Origin of the sequence: Pseudomonas inefficax (assembly GCF_032164165.1) — a bacterium.
Lineage (GTDB): Bacteria > Pseudomonadota > Gammaproteobacteria > Pseudomonadales > Pseudomonadaceae > Aquipseudomonas > Aquipseudomonas inefficax.
In genome coordinates, this window is sequence record NZ_CP134401.1 from 4,650,385 (window position 1) to 4,664,435 (window position 14,051).

Annotated in this window: 15 protein-coding genes; 9 read left to right on the plus strand and 6 right to left on the minus strand. The window is 65.0% G+C overall.

Annotated features, from left to right (window positions below; genetic code table 11):
* Positions 1–89: 89 nt before the first annotated feature.
* The 7 genes from RIN61_RS21050 to RIN61_RS21080 all read left to right on the plus strand — a co-directional run bounded on the left by RIN61_RS21050 (position 90) and on the right by RIN61_RS21080 (position 6,427).
* Positions 90–617: a Csu type fimbrial protein gene (locus tag RIN61_RS21050; protein ID WP_252378842.1), complete on the plus strand. Its 528-nt coding sequence runs from the start codon at positions 90–92 to the stop codon at positions 615–617.
* 30 nt (positions 618–647) lie between these two features.
* The gene (locus RIN61_RS21055) at positions 648–1,184 is read left to right on the plus strand and encodes a Csu type fimbrial protein (protein WP_112252349.1); all 537 of its coding nucleotides are present in this window, start codon (positions 648–650) and stop codon (positions 1,182–1,184) included.
* An 18-nt stretch (positions 1,185–1,202) separates the two neighbouring features.
* Positions 1,203–1,733 carry a Csu type fimbrial protein gene (locus tag RIN61_RS21060; protein WP_112252350.1) on the plus strand — a complete coding sequence of 177 codons (531 nt, stop codon included), beginning with the start codon at positions 1,203–1,205 and terminating at the stop codon, positions 1,731–1,733.
* A 3-nt stretch (positions 1,734–1,736) separates the two neighbouring features.
* Positions 1,737–2,240, plus strand: coding sequence for a Csu type fimbrial protein (locus tag RIN61_RS21065; protein WP_112252351.1), 504 nt, complete (start codon positions 1,737–1,739; stop codon positions 2,238–2,240).
* Between the two features lie 39 nt (positions 2,241–2,279).
* On the plus strand, positions 2,280–3,056 hold the full coding sequence (locus RIN61_RS21070; RefSeq protein WP_252378845.1) for a fimbrial biogenesis chaperone: 777 nt from the start codon (positions 2,280–2,282) through the stop codon (positions 3,054–3,056).
* A 108-nt stretch (positions 3,057–3,164) separates the two neighbouring features.
* Complete coding sequence (locus RIN61_RS21075) at positions 3,165–5,462, plus strand: fimbria/pilus outer membrane usher protein (RefSeq protein ID WP_313857659.1); 2,298 nt, start codon at positions 3,165–3,167, stop codon at positions 5,460–5,462.
* Positions 5,459–6,427 (plus strand): Csu type fimbrial protein, encoded by a 969-nt coding sequence (locus tag RIN61_RS21080; RefSeq protein WP_112252353.1) that lies wholly within the window; start codon positions 5,459–5,461, stop codon positions 6,425–6,427. Before RIN61_RS21075 ends, RIN61_RS21080 begins: the two co-directional genes overlap by 4 nt.
* Before the next feature lie 167 nt (positions 6,428–6,594).
* Here RIN61_RS21080 and RIN61_RS21085 read toward each other — a convergent pair whose 3' ends face one another.
* The 5 genes from RIN61_RS21085 to RIN61_RS21105 all read right to left on the minus strand — a co-directional run bounded on the left by RIN61_RS21085 (position 6,595) and on the right by RIN61_RS21105 (position 11,232).
* On the minus strand, positions 6,595–7,743 hold the full coding sequence (locus RIN61_RS21085) for a M14 family metallopeptidase (RefSeq protein ID WP_112252354.1): 1,149 nt from the start codon (positions 7,741–7,743) through the stop codon (positions 6,595–6,597).
* A 109-nt stretch (positions 7,744–7,852) separates the two neighbouring features.
* Complete coding sequence (locus RIN61_RS21090) at positions 7,853–8,626, minus strand: AraC family transcriptional regulator (protein WP_112252355.1); 774 nt, start codon at positions 8,624–8,626, stop codon at positions 7,853–7,855.
* Between the two features lie 39 nt (positions 8,627–8,665).
* Positions 8,666–9,898: an MFS transporter gene (locus tag RIN61_RS21095; protein ID WP_215521213.1), complete on the minus strand. Its 1,233-nt coding sequence runs from the start codon at positions 9,896–9,898 to the stop codon at positions 8,666–8,668.
* Between the two features lie 328 nt (positions 9,899–10,226).
* The gene (locus RIN61_RS21100; RefSeq protein ID WP_313857661.1) at positions 10,227–10,436 is read right to left on the minus strand and encodes a hypothetical protein; all 210 of its coding nucleotides are present in this window, start codon (positions 10,434–10,436) and stop codon (positions 10,227–10,229) included.
* 13 nt (positions 10,437–10,449) lie between these two features.
* On the minus strand, positions 10,450–11,232 hold the full coding sequence (locus tag RIN61_RS21105; protein WP_207877399.1) for an MlaA family lipoprotein: 783 nt from the start codon (positions 11,230–11,232) through the stop codon (positions 10,450–10,452).
* Between the two features lie 166 nt (positions 11,233–11,398).
* Here RIN61_RS21105 and RIN61_RS21110 point away from each other — a divergent pair, with 166 nt between their 5' ends.
* Both RIN61_RS21110 and RIN61_RS21115 read left to right on the plus strand, forming a co-directional pair.
* Positions 11,399–12,109 carry a response regulator gene (locus tag RIN61_RS21110; protein WP_112252439.1) on the plus strand — a complete coding sequence of 237 codons (711 nt, stop codon included), beginning with the start codon at positions 11,399–11,401 and terminating at the stop codon, positions 12,107–12,109.
* On the plus strand, positions 12,106–13,461 hold the full coding sequence (locus tag RIN61_RS21115) for an ATP-binding protein (protein WP_112252359.1): 1,356 nt from the start codon (positions 12,106–12,108) through the stop codon (positions 13,459–13,461). The genes RIN61_RS21110 and RIN61_RS21115 overlap by 4 nt, the downstream gene beginning before the upstream one ends.
* Here the strand turns inward: RIN61_RS21115 and RIN61_RS21120 are convergent, their stop codons facing one another.
* Positions 13,462–13,926 (minus strand): nuclear transport factor 2 family protein, encoded by a 465-nt coding sequence (locus tag RIN61_RS21120; RefSeq protein WP_085592957.1) that lies wholly within the window; start codon positions 13,924–13,926, stop codon positions 13,462–13,464.
* Between the last annotated feature and the right edge of the window lie 125 nt (positions 13,927–14,051).

The following is a 14,051-nucleotide window of genomic DNA, read 5'->3' on the forward strand; positions in this document are numbered from 1 at the left end:
GGCTAATACAAAAAAATGGCTGCATGCCAGTACTGTGACACCATCTCGCTGCTACGCTCAGACCAGCAGACATCGACAAGGAAAATAAGGTGACGGAGCGCTTCCTGGCCGCCCTGTTGGGCCTTATGTTGAGCAGCAGTGCCATGGCGGCGGACTTCCTGGTGGAAGTACGAGTGCTGGTGCAGCGCGGTTGCATGCTGGTCAACCAGGCCCCCGATGCCGGCGCACAGGCGCTGGGGCGCATCGATCTGGGTGCTGCTGCACGGCTGGATGGCCCTGGCGCGCCGCTGACCGGCGTGCTGCCGAGCCAGCGCCCGCCACGGCTGGAATGCAACCCTGGCACCCCCTACCAGGTCCGCGTTGACGGTGGCCAGCATGGCGGCGTCGGCGAGCTGCGCTTTCTGGCCAGTGACGATGACACGGCCCGGCCCATCCCGTATCGCCTTTATCGCGACGCTGCCTGGCGCGAACCGCTGGCGGTGAATGTGGCGCATTCGGCGCGGGTGCCGGACAGCGGCTCGGTCGAGCTGCCGTTGCATGCACGCATCGACAAGCTGGCCTGGGTACCGCCTGCAGGCGTGTATGCCGACCTGCTCAAAGTCACCGTCACTTGGTAGGGATGCCACCATGCTCAAGGACCCGACGCCATGAACCGCACCTCGATCCTGCTGCTTTCCCTGGGCCCACTGCTGGTACCAGGTGGTGCTGCGCATGGCACCAGCACCGGTTTCATCCAGGCGCGGCTGGTGATCAGCAGCGCATGCCAGATCAGTAGCAACGAGACGCAACCGGCAACGGTGGGTAACCCCGGCGTGATGGACTTCGGCGAGCGCGGACCGAACTGGGACCAGCCGCTGCGCAGCCGGGTTGACGAGGTGAGCGGCGAGGGCAGCCTGCAGATCAGTTGCACGCCCGAGGTGCGGGCGTTCAACGTGCGCATCAACGGCGGCCTGAATGGCAGCGACGGCATACGGCGGCTGAGCAACGGCCGCGAGCTGATCCCCTACCAACTGGCGATCGACCCGGGCGGTAACAGCCGCTACGGCATCGGCCAGGCACGTGCCTTCACCATCAGCAGTACCCGGCAGATCCCGATCCCGATCTACGGTGTGGTAGTGGCGCACCCGCGCGCACTGCCGGCCGGGCTGTACCGTGACACCCTCAGGGTGACCCTGGACTGGTAACGACGCAAGGAGACTTCGATGCGAATGAACCTTTCACGCTGCATCCTCGCCGGTCTGGGCCTGGTGCTGGCTTCCCAGGCCCAGGCCGCCACGACCGGAACCATCGACTCGAAGCTGACCTTGACCGCGGCGTGCCAGGTCAATGGCAGCTCGGGCACCTCGGGGGTGAACTTCGGTGCCTTGGACTTCGGCACCAAGGATGCTCTGTTCACCACCGTCGACGCCCAGGTAATCGGTGGCGGCGGAGGGGCGATCAGCATTCTCTGTTCGGCCGGCACGGTACCCGTGATCCGTGTGGGTGCCGGTGCCCACGATGGCCAGTCGGCCGGCGGCAGTCGTGCGCTGGCGGATGGCCTCGGCAACTTCGTGCCGTACGACTTCTACACCGATACCGGGCGCACGCAGCTGTTGGCCATCAACGGCACCATCACCTTGCCGACCAGCAGCGGTGCGGCCCAGACCGTCAACCTGTATGGCCAGGCACGCGGCAAGGCCGGCCTGCCGGCGGGGGTGTACACCGACACGGTGTCCGTCGAGCTGTCGTTCTGAGCCATGCGCATCTGGCTGGCGGGCAGCCTGAGCGGCCTCGGCGTACTGCTGGCCGGGCCCCTGGATGCGGCGACCACCAGCAGTTTCATGGTGACGGCGCAGATCGTCGCCGGGTGCCTGGTGGTTGGCGGTGTGAGCAGCTACGGGACGCTCGACTACGGTACGCAATCGGCACTCGCCACCGGGGCCATCGGCACCTCGTTGGGCGGTACCACGGTGACCTTTCAGTGCACCCCGGGGGTGGCCTTGAGCATGAGCGTGGATGGTGGGCAGAACAGTGCCAGCGGCACACGCAACCTCAAGCGCACGGGGGGCACGCAAGTGCTGGCCTATCAGTTGTACCGGGACGCGGCCTACAGCCAGAGCCTGGGGATCGGCCAGAGCGTGGCCGTGAACTACAGCGACCCGACGGCGATCAAGCTGCCGGTGTACGGGCGGGTCCAGTTGAGCGGCACGCTGCCGGCCGGGACCTACACCGATGTGGTGCAAGTGACGGTGACCTGGTGAATGCACCGGCACCAACGACCAGTAGCCAAGGAGAGTTTCATGGGGGCAGGCGCGAAGTGGGCGCGTGGATTGACAGGGCTATTGTGGCTGGCGAGCCTGCCGGCCTGGGCGGCCACCTCGGTGCTGATCTGGCCGATCGACCCGGTGCTGGAGGCTGACCAGAAGGCTGGCGCACTGTGGCTGGAAAACCGCGGTACTGCACCGGCCAACCTGCAGGTGCGGGTGTTCGCCTGGCGTCAGGGTGACTATCAGGAACAGTACCAGGCACAGCGCGAGATCATCGGCAGCCCGCCAGTGGCCAGCATCGCACCCGGACAGAAGCAGCTGATCCGCCTGACCCGCACCGGCCCCTCGCCAGTCGGCCAGGAGCAGGCCTACCGCATCATCATCGACGAAATCCCTGCCGCCATCCCCGTCGACAAGGCCGAGCCCGGCACCACCGCGGCGATCCGCCTGCAGATGCGCTACTCGGTACCGCTGTTCGTCTACGGCGAAGGCCTGTGGGGCAAGGCCGATCCCGCGGGCAAGCGCAATGCCGAGGGCGTCGGAAAGCCGCAACTCAGCTGGCGTGCGGTGACCATACAGGGCAAGCCGTACGTGGAACTGCGCAACACCGGCGCGGTGCATGCGCGTTTGACCGATGTGGTGGTGCAGCAGGGCAGCCAGAGCAAGCCACTGGCCGATGGCCTGCTGGGTTATGTGCTGCCGGGGGCCAGCATGCGCTGGCCGGCACCGCTGGTACCGAATGCCGGCAGCGTGCTGAAGGGCAGGGTAAACGGCCAGAGCAGCGCGGACGCCATCCGCCAAAGCCAATGAGCCTGCGCCTGAATGCCGCGCAGGGGCCATGGGGGACCCGGCAATGGTTGGAAACCGTGTGTGAGGTGGCTGACAGGGGGTACCCACCGCTGGTGCCTGGGGCTTGCCCTGGTCGGCCCTGGCCTGGTGTTGGCCGACGACCTGCCGCCACCACCTACGGAGCTGGCCGCCATCGCCGATGCCACGTTGTACCTCGAGCTGCTGGTGAACCAGATGCCCAAGGCTGAGCTGGTGCCGGTGCAGCAGCGCGCCGGGCGGTTGTATCTGGACAGCGAGGTGTTGCGGGCAGCCGGTATCGCGCCGCCTGGCAACCCCCAGGGCGAGGTGGCGCTGGAGGCCATCGTGGGGCTGCATGCCGACTACGACAGCCAGAACCAGCGCCTGCTGCTGCAAGTGCCGCCGGCCTGGCTGCCCGAGCAGCAACTGGGCGACCGCAACCTGTACCCGGCCAGCGATGCGCGCAGCAGTTTCGGCGCCTTGTTCAACTACGATCTGTACCTGAACGACACCGATGACGGTGGCAGCTACCTGGCGGCCTGGAACGAACTGCGCCTGTTCGACAGCTGGGGTACGTTCTCCAGTACCGGGCAGTGGCGCCAGTCGTTCAATGGTGCGCCGACCGACGACGTGCGCCAGGGCTTCTTGCGCTATGACACTACCTGGCGCTTCACCGACGAACAGCGCCTGCTGACCTACGAAACCGGTGACCTGGTGACCGGGGCCTTGCCCTGGACCAGCTCGGTGCGTGTCGGTGGCCTGCAGGTGTCGCGCGATTTCGCTGCACGTCCCGACCTGGTCACCTATCCGCTGCCGGCGTTCTCCGGTGAAGCGGCGGTACCCACCTCGCTGGACCTGTTCATCAATGGCTACAAGTCCAGCACCGCCGAATTGCAGCCGGGCCCCTACACATTGACCAACGTGCCGTTCATCAACGGCGCCGGGGAGGCTGTGGTGGTCACCACCGATGCCCTCGGCCGGCAGGTGTCGACCACCTTGCCGTTCTACGTCACCAGCAGCCTGCTGCAGCAGGGCCTGGCGGATTATTCGGTGGCGGCCGGCAGCCTGCGCCGTGACTACGGGCTGCGCGATTTTGCCTACGGCCCCGGGGTTGCTTCGGCAAGCCTGCGCTATGGGGTCAGCGACGTCTTCACCCTGGAGACTCATGCCGAAAGCGCCGAATCGCTGATGCTGGGCGGCCTGGGCGGCAACATGCGGTTGGGCAATTTCGGCGTGCTCAACGCGGCCTTGGCGCAGAGCCGGTTCGACGGCGACAAGGGCCACCAGGTCGCCCTCGGCTACCAGTACAACAGCCAGCGCATCGGCTTCAGCTACCAGCGCCTGCAACGTTACGGCGACTATGCCGACCTGACCCGGGTCGACAGCCGTGACATTCAGCTGAGCCAGCGCAGCGAACAGGTCACGTTGAGCCTGAACCTGAACCAATACGGCAACATCGGCGCCGGCTATTTCGATGTGCGCGCCGGCGACGGCACACGTACGCGCTTGATCAACCTGAGCTACAGCAGGCCGCTATGGGGCAACAGCAGCGTGTATCTGTCGGCCAACCGTGAAGTGGGGGACAGCCAGTGGGCGGTGCAGGCGCAACTGGTGATCCCGTTCGACCTGCACGGCACCCTGGCCCTGGGCATGGAGCGCAGCCAGCAAGGCGAAACCCTGCAGCGGGTGAACTACAGCCGCGCCACGCCGGTGGGTGGTGGTGTCGGTTACAACCTGGGCTACGCCGCCGGTAGCGAGCGCGACGCCTACCGCCAGGCCGATGTCACCTGGCGCTTGCAGTCGGTGCAGTTGCAGGCCGGTTTGTATGGCAGCAGTGGCGAGATGACCCGCTGGGCTGACGCCAGTGGCTCGCTGGTGTGGATGGATGCCGGGCTGTTCGCTGCCAACCGTATCGACGATGCCTTCGTGGTGGTCAGCACCGGAGGTTACGCCGATGTGCCGGTGCGTTATGAAAACCAGGAAGTCGGCCGTACCGATGCCGACGGCCACTTGCTGGTGCCGTACAGCAGCGGTTACTACCGCGGCAAGTACGAAATCGACCCCATGGACTTGCCGCCGGATATCCTCGCGCCGGAAGTGGAACAGCGGGTGGCGGTGCGCCGGGGCAGCGGTTACCTGCTGGAGTTCCCGCTCAGGCGCGTGCTGGCGGCCAGTGTCGAACTGGTGGACGCTGACCGGCAGGCACTCAAGCTGGGCAGCCGTGTCACCCATGCTGAAAGCGGCAGCCAGGCGGTGGTCGGTTGGGATGGCCTGGTGTATCTGGAGAACCTGACGCCGCATAACCGACTGCAGGTGGAGCTGGAAGGGGGCGGGCATTGCCAGGTTGCGTTCGACCTGCCTGAAGCGCAAGGCTCCATCCCGTTGATTGGCCCGTTGGTGTGCAAGTGAACGCCTGCTGGCGTGGGTTGTTGGCATGCGCCTTGTTGCTGTGGGCGGGCTCGGCCTGGGCCAAGTGCACATCAGTGTTGACAGCGCCGGCGGCGTTTGGATCGCTCAACTCGACCCAGGTACGTGGCACGGTACAGACGGCTTCCAGCACCAACTCTGGCCTGCAATGCAACGGTTCGGTGATCAGCCTGCTCAGTAGCAGCGACTCCTTCAAGATCAAGATTACTGCTACTACCAGCGGCCTGGTTGGGCCTACCGGGGATATCATCCCCTACACGCTGTATGCCGACGCCACAACCACCTATCCGATCACCCGTGGCACCCCCTTCGAATTCAGGACTACCGGCATCCTCGACTTGCTCGGGTTGCTTAACGGTACACCGAAGAACGTGCCCATCTATATGCGCACGCAGGTAGGCAGCAACGTATCGGCGGGGCTGTATCAGGAAACCCTCGATGTCCAATGGGAGTGGGACTATTGCGACGGGATTGGTGTTGGCGGGCTTTGCATCGGGCGAGACCAGGGCTCCGGTACCAGGACCCTGCTGGTAAGCATGACGGTGACCAACGACTGCCAGATCAGCACACCCAGCATCAACTTCGCCAGCGCCCCGGTGGTGGCGGGGTTCGGCACGGTGAGCCAGAGCCTGAGCGTTTCGTGCACCAAGGGCAGCAACTACACCGTGGGCCTGGATGACGGGCAGAACGTGGCCAATGGGCGGCGGCGGATGAAGTCGGCGGCCAACAACTACCTGGCCTACGACATTTTCAAGAGCGCCGGTGCGGTGCGCTGGGGTTCGGTAGGGGCTGCGCGACGGGCCAGCGCCGATGCCGACGTGAACCCCGGCACAGGTACCGGCACCGGTAGCCAGGTGTTCAACTACAACGCCAAGGTCTACACCGACCAGGCTACACCACCGGCGGCGACCTATACCGACAGTGTGATTCTGGATGTGCAGTTCTGAGCGCAGGGACCTGTGGGAGCGGCTTTAGCCGCGAAGAATCCAACACGGTGCATGGCACCGGCTACGCCGGTGTTCGCGGCTGAAGCCGCTCCCACAGGGGCCCTGCTAATTCCGTGAGTCATGTGCAGTCCTGTGAGAGCCGGCTTGCCGGCGATGGGCCGTTTCACTCAGCGCAAATCACCAACCATCTTCGCCAATGTCTCCAGCACCGCCCCGGCCAGCGCCTTCGAGCGCGCCCCCGACCAGCCGGTGACGGCATCCGGCGCGTCGTCATGGTCCTTGAACGGCATTTCCAGGGTCAGTGACAGGCAGTCATGCGCCATCCCCACCGCGTTGCAGGCCAGCGTCGTGTTGGCCTGCCCCGGTTCGTCGCGGGTGTAGCCATGCACGGTCTGGAAGTCGCGGGTCAGGCTGCACAGGGTGCTGCGGAACTGCTCCTCCAGTTTGGCCAGCCGCGGCGTGTAGCCTGGGTTGCCCTCGCAGGCCGCGGTGAACACATGGGGAATCTCTTCGTCGCCATGCACATCGATGAACGCATCCACGCCGTATTGCTTCATCTGCGCCTGGGCGAAGAACACCTCGGGGCTGAGCTCGACGCTGGCGTCCTGCCACGCGCGATTGAGGTCCTTGCCCTTGAAGTTGGTGCGCAGGTGGCCGAGGAAGGCACCGTCGGGGTTCATGTTGGGGATCAGGTACAGGTCGGCCTTGGCCAGCAACTGCTGGATCACCGCGTCGTTACCCTGCAGGCGGTCGATCACGCCCTCCATGAACCATTCAGCCATGTGTTCGCCCGGGTGTTGCTGGGCAATCAACCACAGCTTGCGCTTGCCTGCGGCACCATCACCGGCACGCAGCAGGGGAATGTCGCGGCCCTGTACGCTGCGACCACTGGCGAGCAATTCGACCCCCGGCAGTAGCCGTGCACGTTCGATCAGCTGGTTGTGGCGCGCGCGCGGGTAGGGCTCGAAGTAGGCGAACCAGATGTGTGGCTGTTCGGCCTTTACCTCGAACGACAGCGCCGTGCCGTCGAACTGGCTGGGGACGCGGAACCAGGTTTGCTGGTCGTAGGAGGCCACGGCGTTGTAGCCGCTCCAGGCGTTTTTGTAGGAGGAGCCGGAGGCATTGTCGAGGCTGAAACGATGGACCTGGCCCGGCGTCAGCCCGCTGACCTTGAAGTGGAACCACTGGTAGTGGCCGCTGTGGGTGTCGGGGCGGATGGCCAGGTGCACCCGGGCCGGGTTGCTGGCATCCAGCACCTGGATGTTGCCGGAATCGAAATCGCAGTCGATCTGCAGGGGGGACAGCGTCACGCTCATGTGCCAGGCTCCTTCTGGGGGCTTTGTTGTGAGGGTACTGTACACGGCTTGGCAGGGTTGCTGCGCGAGATCAGGCGACGCGGGGGCGATCTCATATGTTTCCTACAGGCTATTTGAAGAACTGACTCGGCGTGATGCCGAACTGGCGCTTGAACATGCTGGCGAAGGCACTAGGGCTGTCATACCCCAGCGTCCCCGCCACATCGATGATTCGCTCGCCCAGGGCGATCCGCTCCAGTGCCTGCATCAGCCGCGCCTGCTGGCGCCACTGGCCGAAGGTCATGCCGGTTTCCTTGCGGAACAGGCGCTGGATGGTCTTTTCGTCCACCCCCAGCTGCTGGCCCCAGTCGGCCACGGTGGCGTTATCGTCAGGCCGCTCGTGCAGCGCGGAGCAGATTGCCTGCAGGCGCTTGTCGCCGGGCTGCGACAGTTTCAGTGGCAAGGTCGGCAGCACGCAGATCTCGTCGAGGATCAGGCGCATCACCCGGGCTTCACGCGAGTCTTCGGCAAACGGCGCGGTAAAGCCTACGGAGGCCTTGATCAATTCGCTGAGCAGCGGCGAGATGCTGATAGCCTTGCTCTGCGCAGGCAACTGCACTGCCGCGTCGGTGCGCACGAACACACTGCGCATCTTCACATCGCCCACGCAGCGGATCGCGTGCACCTGGCCGCAGGGCATCCATACGCCGCGGCTGGGGGGCACGGTCCAGCGTTCGTTACCGGACTCGACGATCATCAGGCCTTTGATGGCATAGATCAGTTGGTGCTTGGCATGGCTGTGGGGCTCGATGAACCAGTCGGTCGGGTAGTCCGTCGCACGGCTGCCGACCTCCCCGGTCCACTCATCCACTTCCACCAGCAATTCATGCTGCGGCTTCAGCATTTCGCTCCCCCTTGTACTGGCCAGCCTGGCGCGCCCACTTTAACAGCAGCGGCTGGGGCGGGCTTGCGAGCGGGTTGCCGGCAGCAGCGCCGTGGCCAACCCCAGCAGCGGCAGGAAGGAAATCATCTGGTACACCCAAGCGATGCCATGCCGGTCGGCCAGTTCGCCGAGCCCGGCGGCGCCGATGCCGCTGATACCGAACATCAGCCCGAACATCACCCCCGACACCATGCCGACCCGGCCCGGCACCGCCTCCTGGGCATACACCACCAGGGCGGCGAAGGCCGAGGACATCACCAGGCCGATGGCCACCGCCAGTACCGCAGTCCAGGCCAGGTTGGCGTAGGGCAGGGCGAGGGCGAAGGGCGCCACGCCGAGGAACGAGACCCAGATCACCGCCTTGCGCCCGATACGGTCACCCACCGGGCCACCGGCGAAGGTACCCAGTGCCACGGCCGCGAGGAATATGAACAGGTACAACTGGCTGTGCTGCACGCTCAAGCCGAAATGCTCGATCAGGTAGAAGGTGAAATAGTTGGTGAACGAGGCGATGTAGACGAACTTGGCGAACATCAGCACGGCGATGACCGCCACGGCACGCCACATGGCGCCACGCGACAGGCCGGGGGCCTGCTGGCCGGCGAAGGTCTTGAGCCGGGTCTGGCCGTGGCGCACGGTCCAGCCGGTCACCCGCAACAGCACGAATACTGCCAGCGCAGCTGCCAGCATGAACCAGGCGATGGCCGGCTGGCCGTAGGGTATGACGATGGCAGCGGTCAGCAGCGGGCCGAGGGCCGAGCCGGTGTTGCCACCGACCTGGAAGGTCGATTGCGCGGTGCCGAAGCGCCCACCAGAGGCCATCCTGGCCACTCGCGAGGCTTCTGGGTGGAAGGTCGCCGAGCCCACGCCGACCACCGCTGCGGCCACCAGCAGCATTTCATAGCTGCCGGCGAAGGCGAGCAGGGCGATGCCCACCAGGGTCACCAGCATGCCGGCCGGCAGCAGGTAGGGTTGCGGGTGCTTGTCGGTGTACAGGCCGACCCAGGGTTGCAGCAGGGAGGCGGTCACCTGGTAGATGAGGGCGATCCAGCCTACCTGGGCGAAGCTCAGCGTGAAATCGCTCTTGAGCATCGGGTAGATGGATGGCAGCACGGCCTGGATCAGGTCATTGAGCAGGTGGGCGAATGCGGCGGCGCCGACGATGCGGACCAGAAAGCCCTGGGGTTGATCGGCAGGTGTGGTGGCGGCCATGGAGGCGGTGGAGGTCGTCATGGGCGATCTTCTTCTGGCGAAAGGGAACAAGGCATTGCGGGGGCAGGTTAGCCAGTACCCGGGTTGCCTGTCTCCCGCCGAACAGGCAGCTACTGTCGCGTTTCGGACATCTTGGGCCAGACGCCCAAACGCAATTCCTTTAGGAAATTTGCCGAGGCCTTTGGGCTGCACTGTTGGGTAGAGAATTGCATTTGCAAGCGGTCCGCGCGCCCTGTGGGAGCGGGTTTACCCGCGAAGAATCCAACGCGGTGCATGGCACCGGCTGCGCCGGTGTTCGCGGCTAAAGCCGCTCCCACAGGTCCCTGCTAATACCCGGCCGCACTCGGATTCATCGCTCGTGCCGCGCCACCCAGCGCAGCAATGCTGCAATCGGTACGCTGCGGTGAGCCTCATGCCGGTAAGGTTTGCCATCGGCGGTAAGGCGTTCGCGATAGCGGCTCAACACCAGGCTCCGGCCATCGGCCGAAACCCGGGCCTCCAGTTCGTGCAGCAACAGCGGTTGCCGGGCGGCGCCTTCCAGGCGCCTGAACAGCAGCATGGCGGCTTGGGCATCATTCTTCACGGGCACCCCCTGCACAATCCACTGGCCACGCTCCCGGCTCGCCGGCCTTGCCTTCTGCCACCCGGTTGCTGCGCCGCTGCGCGTTGTAGTCGCGCAACGCAAGGTAGTAGTCAGGCCAGGTGCGCAGCAGGTCGGTCAATGGCAGTGCTTCGGCCCGTGCATCGACAATGCCGCCGGCCGTGGCTAGGTTGCCCATGGTTTCGACGGTATCGCTGTTGCCGCCAAACGGGTCCAGCGCCAAGCCCAGTACTGTGCCAGTGGCATCGCGCAGGTTGTGGGTGCCCAGCAGTGGCAGTTCGACGATGGGGCCAGCGGCAATGTTCCACACCCCGAAGGTCTGGCCAAAGTCCGAGCGATGCTGGCTCAGCCCCATCTTGCCAGACACATCGACCAGCCCTGCCACACCCAGGGTGGTGTTGAAGATGAAGCGGCTGAGGCTGGTCATCGCCCGTTCGCCATTGCCCTGCAGCAGGTCGTTGACGAACACCTTGGGCTCACCGAAGTTGCTGGCAAAGTTGTGCATGCCCTGTCGGGCAAAACCGGGCAGCGCGCTGTAGCCCCGTGCGACGGGGGCCAGCAGATAGTCGTCGACCCTGCGGTTGAAAGCGAACACGGCACGGTTGGCGGGCTCGGCCGGGTCACTGACCTGATAGGCGACATTACCGCAGGCAGCCGTGGCCGGCGCACGTTGGCTGCAGCCTCCCGCCGCAAGCAGCGACAAGGCCAGCGCGGCAGAGCGCACTGAGCGGGAGGCGGATGATGAACGGGACATGGATGCATTCCTGGCAAGAACTGGCGGCGATGCTGCGCAGTTTTCTTTGCCTGGGAATGTCCGGATTGTCTCGGCATCGACACTTTGTTTCCGGGTTGAAATATATGACGGCTGCGTGGGGATGGCCTTAAAGTACGGCTTGGTAACCTTGTTTTGCGGTGCTTTTGTGAGCCATTTGCTGATAGTCGACGATGATGTCGAGGTGCTCGACCTGCTGCAGAAGTTTCTCTGCCAGCATGGCTACGAGGTTGATGTGGCCAGGGATGGCAAGGCGCTCTGGCAGGCCGTCGAGCGGCGGGTGCCGGACCTGGTCATTCTGGATGTGATGCTGCCAGGCGACAGTGGCCTGGTGTTGTGCCAGCGTTTGCTGGCCGAGCACAAGGTGGCAGTGATCATGCTCACCGCCATGGGCGAGTTGAGTGACCGGGTGGTTGGCCTGGAGCTGGGGGCAGACGACTACCTGACAAAACCGTTCGCCGCCCGTGAACTGCTGGCCCGGGTGAGGGCAGTGCTGCGACGTGCCGGTGAAACTCCCGGTGGCACGGCGGGCCATGCCTGCGCGACCCTGGAGTTTGCCGGGTGGCGGCTGGATGTGGTGCGGCGCGAACTGCGTTCGCCGGACAACGTCATGATCCCCTTGTCCAACGGTGAGTTCGAGCTGCTGCTGGTGTTCGCCGAGCATCCACGGCGGGTGCTCAGCCGCCAGCAGTTGCTGGACATGGCCCGTGGCGATGCCTACGACGCCTATGACCGCAGCATCGACGTACAGGTGAGCCGGCTGCGTCGCAAGCTTGAAACCGACAACGGCAACGAACCCCTGATCCGTACCCTGCGCAACGCCGGTTACCTGTTCACGCCCACGGTCGCGAAGCGATGAAGTTGCTGGCCAGGGTTCGTCAGGCCCTGCCGCGGCCCAGAATCACCATCGCCCGCTGGATCGCGTTGACCACTCTGACGGCGATGCTGTTCTTGCTCTTGCTAAAGGTGCTGTTCAGCCTGTTGCTGAGCGTCTGGGCGCAGCCACCACTGCTGGAGAGTGGGGTGATCGAGAAGGTTGCAGCGGTCACCCGCATCCTCGACGCCGCGCCTGTGGCGCAGCGTGCCAACATCGCCAGTGCGGCGGGCGACGGCTCATACTCCGTGCGATGGTTGCACCGCCATGACGAAGCGGGCGTGCCGGCGCTGGTCGATGCCGAGTTCAGCCAGGGCACGCCTATCCTGCGCGCACTGCTCAAGCGCCCGGACGCCAGGATCGAGGCTTTCGAACCGTCCGATATGCCGCAGTACGCACCTGAACGTGGTTATGCGCTGATGATCGAGCTGAGCGACAAGTCCTGGGTGCTGTTCCGTGCCACCAGCCGTAGCTGGGGCCTGGATGAACTGCCGCGCAACCTGATCATCCTCGGGCTGATGCTGGTTTCCAGCCTTGTCGTCGCGCTGCTGGCCACGCGCTACCTGGCCAAGCCGCTGGAGCGCTTTGCCGAAGGTGCGCGGCGTTTTGGCAAGGACTTCAATGCCCCACCCATTCCGGTGGTCGGCCCGCACGACCTGCGCCAGGCCATTCTCGCGTTCAATGCCACCCAGGCGCAGCTCAAACATTTTCTCAACGACCGTACCCAGATGCTTGCGGCCATTTCCCACGACTTGCGGGCACCGCTGACGCGCATGCGCTTGCGCGCCGAATTCATCGACGATGCCCAGCTACAGGCCAAGCTATTCAAGGATGTCGACGAGATGCAGGCGATGGTCGATGCGGCGTTGGGGTTCTTCCGTGATGACGCGCGGCTGGAACAGAGCACCGTGTTCGACCTGGGCCAGTTGCTGCTGACCGTGGTGGACGACTTCAAGGATGCAGGGGTAGAGGTCGGCCTCAGCGGGCCCCGCCGCTGCGTGTATACGGGGCGGCCAGTGGGTATCAAACGTGTGCTGGTCAACTTGATCGACAATGCGGCGAAGTACGGCCTTGAGCCCATGGTGGTGTTGGCGGTAAGTGCCAGGCAGATCGAGATTACCGTGCAGGATCGCGGGCCGGGTATCGCGCCGGAGCTGCATGAGCAGGTATTCGCGCCGTTCTACCGTATCGAAGGTTCACGCAACCGCAATACCGGTGGCGTGGGGCTGGGCCTGCCCGCAGCACGGGCCATCGTGCTCGAGCAGGGCGGCAGCGTGACCCTGGCCAACCGCCCGGGTGGTGGGCTGGAAGTCAGGGTCATGCTGCCGCCGGGCTGATCACAGCCCCAGTTCGCTGAGCCCGGGATGATCATCCGGGCGCCGGCCCAACGGCCAGCGGAACTTGCGCTCCGCTTCGCTGATAGGGTGCTCGTTGATGCTCGAATGGCGGTTCTGCATCAGCCCGTCGTCGGCAAACTCCCAGTTCTCGTTGCCATAGGCGCGGTACCACTGACCGCTGTCGTCGTGGTACTCGTAGGCATAGCGCACGGCAATGCGGTTGCCGGTGAAGGCCCACAGCTCCTTGATCAGGCGGTACTCCAGTTCATGGTTCCATTTACGGGTCAGGAACGCCTCGACCTCGGCACGGCCGCGGGGGAACTCGGCGCGGTTACGCCAGACGGTGTCGATGGTATAGGCAAGCGCGACCTTGGCCGGGTCGCGGCCGTTCCAGCCATCCTCGGCCAGGCGGACCTTTTCGATGGCGCTTTCGCGGGTGAAGGGTGGCAGGGGTGGGCGGGACATCGGGATACTCCTCAGTTCGATTGGCCTGTAGGAGAGTAGTAGCCGCTGGCCGAACAGAGAATGGGTGTGCCTGGCACATCATAATTGCAGCGTGTGGAACAATGCCGAGGTGCCATGCCAGGCGC

Bases quoted from the DNA above. Each gene is read 5' to 3' on its own strand.
- RIN61_RS21055 (WP_112252349.1), top strand. From the start codon at position 648: ATGAACCGCACCTCGATCCTGCTGCTTTCCCTGGGCCCACTGCTGGTA.
- RIN61_RS21060 (WP_112252350.1), top strand. From the start codon at position 1,203: ATGCGAATGAACCTTTCACGCTGCATCCTCGCCGGTCTGGGCCTGGTG.
- RIN61_RS21065 (WP_112252351.1), top strand. From the start codon at position 1,737: ATGCGCATCTGGCTGGCGGGCAGCCTGAGCGGCCTCGGCGTACTGCTG.
- RIN61_RS21070 (WP_252378845.1), top strand. From the start codon at position 2,280: ATGGGGGCAGGCGCGAAGTGGGCGCGTGGATTGACAGGGCTATTGTGG.
- RIN61_RS21085 (WP_112252354.1), bottom strand. From the start codon at position 7,743: ATGAGCGTGACGCTGTCCCCCCTGCAGATCGACTGCGATTTCGATTCC.
- RIN61_RS21090 (WP_112252355.1), bottom strand. From the start codon at position 8,626: ATGCTGAAGCCGCAGCATGAATTGCTGGTGGAAGTGGATGAGTGGACC.
- RIN61_RS21095 (WP_215521213.1), bottom strand. From the start codon at position 9,898: ATGACGACCTCCACCGCCTCCATGGCCGCCACCACACCTGCCGATCAA.
- RIN61_RS21100 (WP_313857661.1), bottom strand. From the start codon at position 10,436: ATGCTGCTGTTCAGGCGCCTGGAAGGCGCCGCCCGGCAACCGCTGTTG.
- RIN61_RS21105 (WP_207877399.1), bottom strand. From the start codon at position 11,232: ATGTCCCGTTCATCATCCGCCTCCCGCTCAGTGCGCTCTGCCGCGCTG.
- RIN61_RS21115 (WP_112252359.1), top strand. From the start codon at position 12,106: ATGAAGTTGCTGGCCAGGGTTCGTCAGGCCCTGCCGCGGCCCAGAATC.
- RIN61_RS21120 (WP_085592957.1), bottom strand. From the start codon at position 13,926: ATGTCCCGCCCACCCCTGCCACCCTTCACCCGCGAAAGCGCCATCGAA.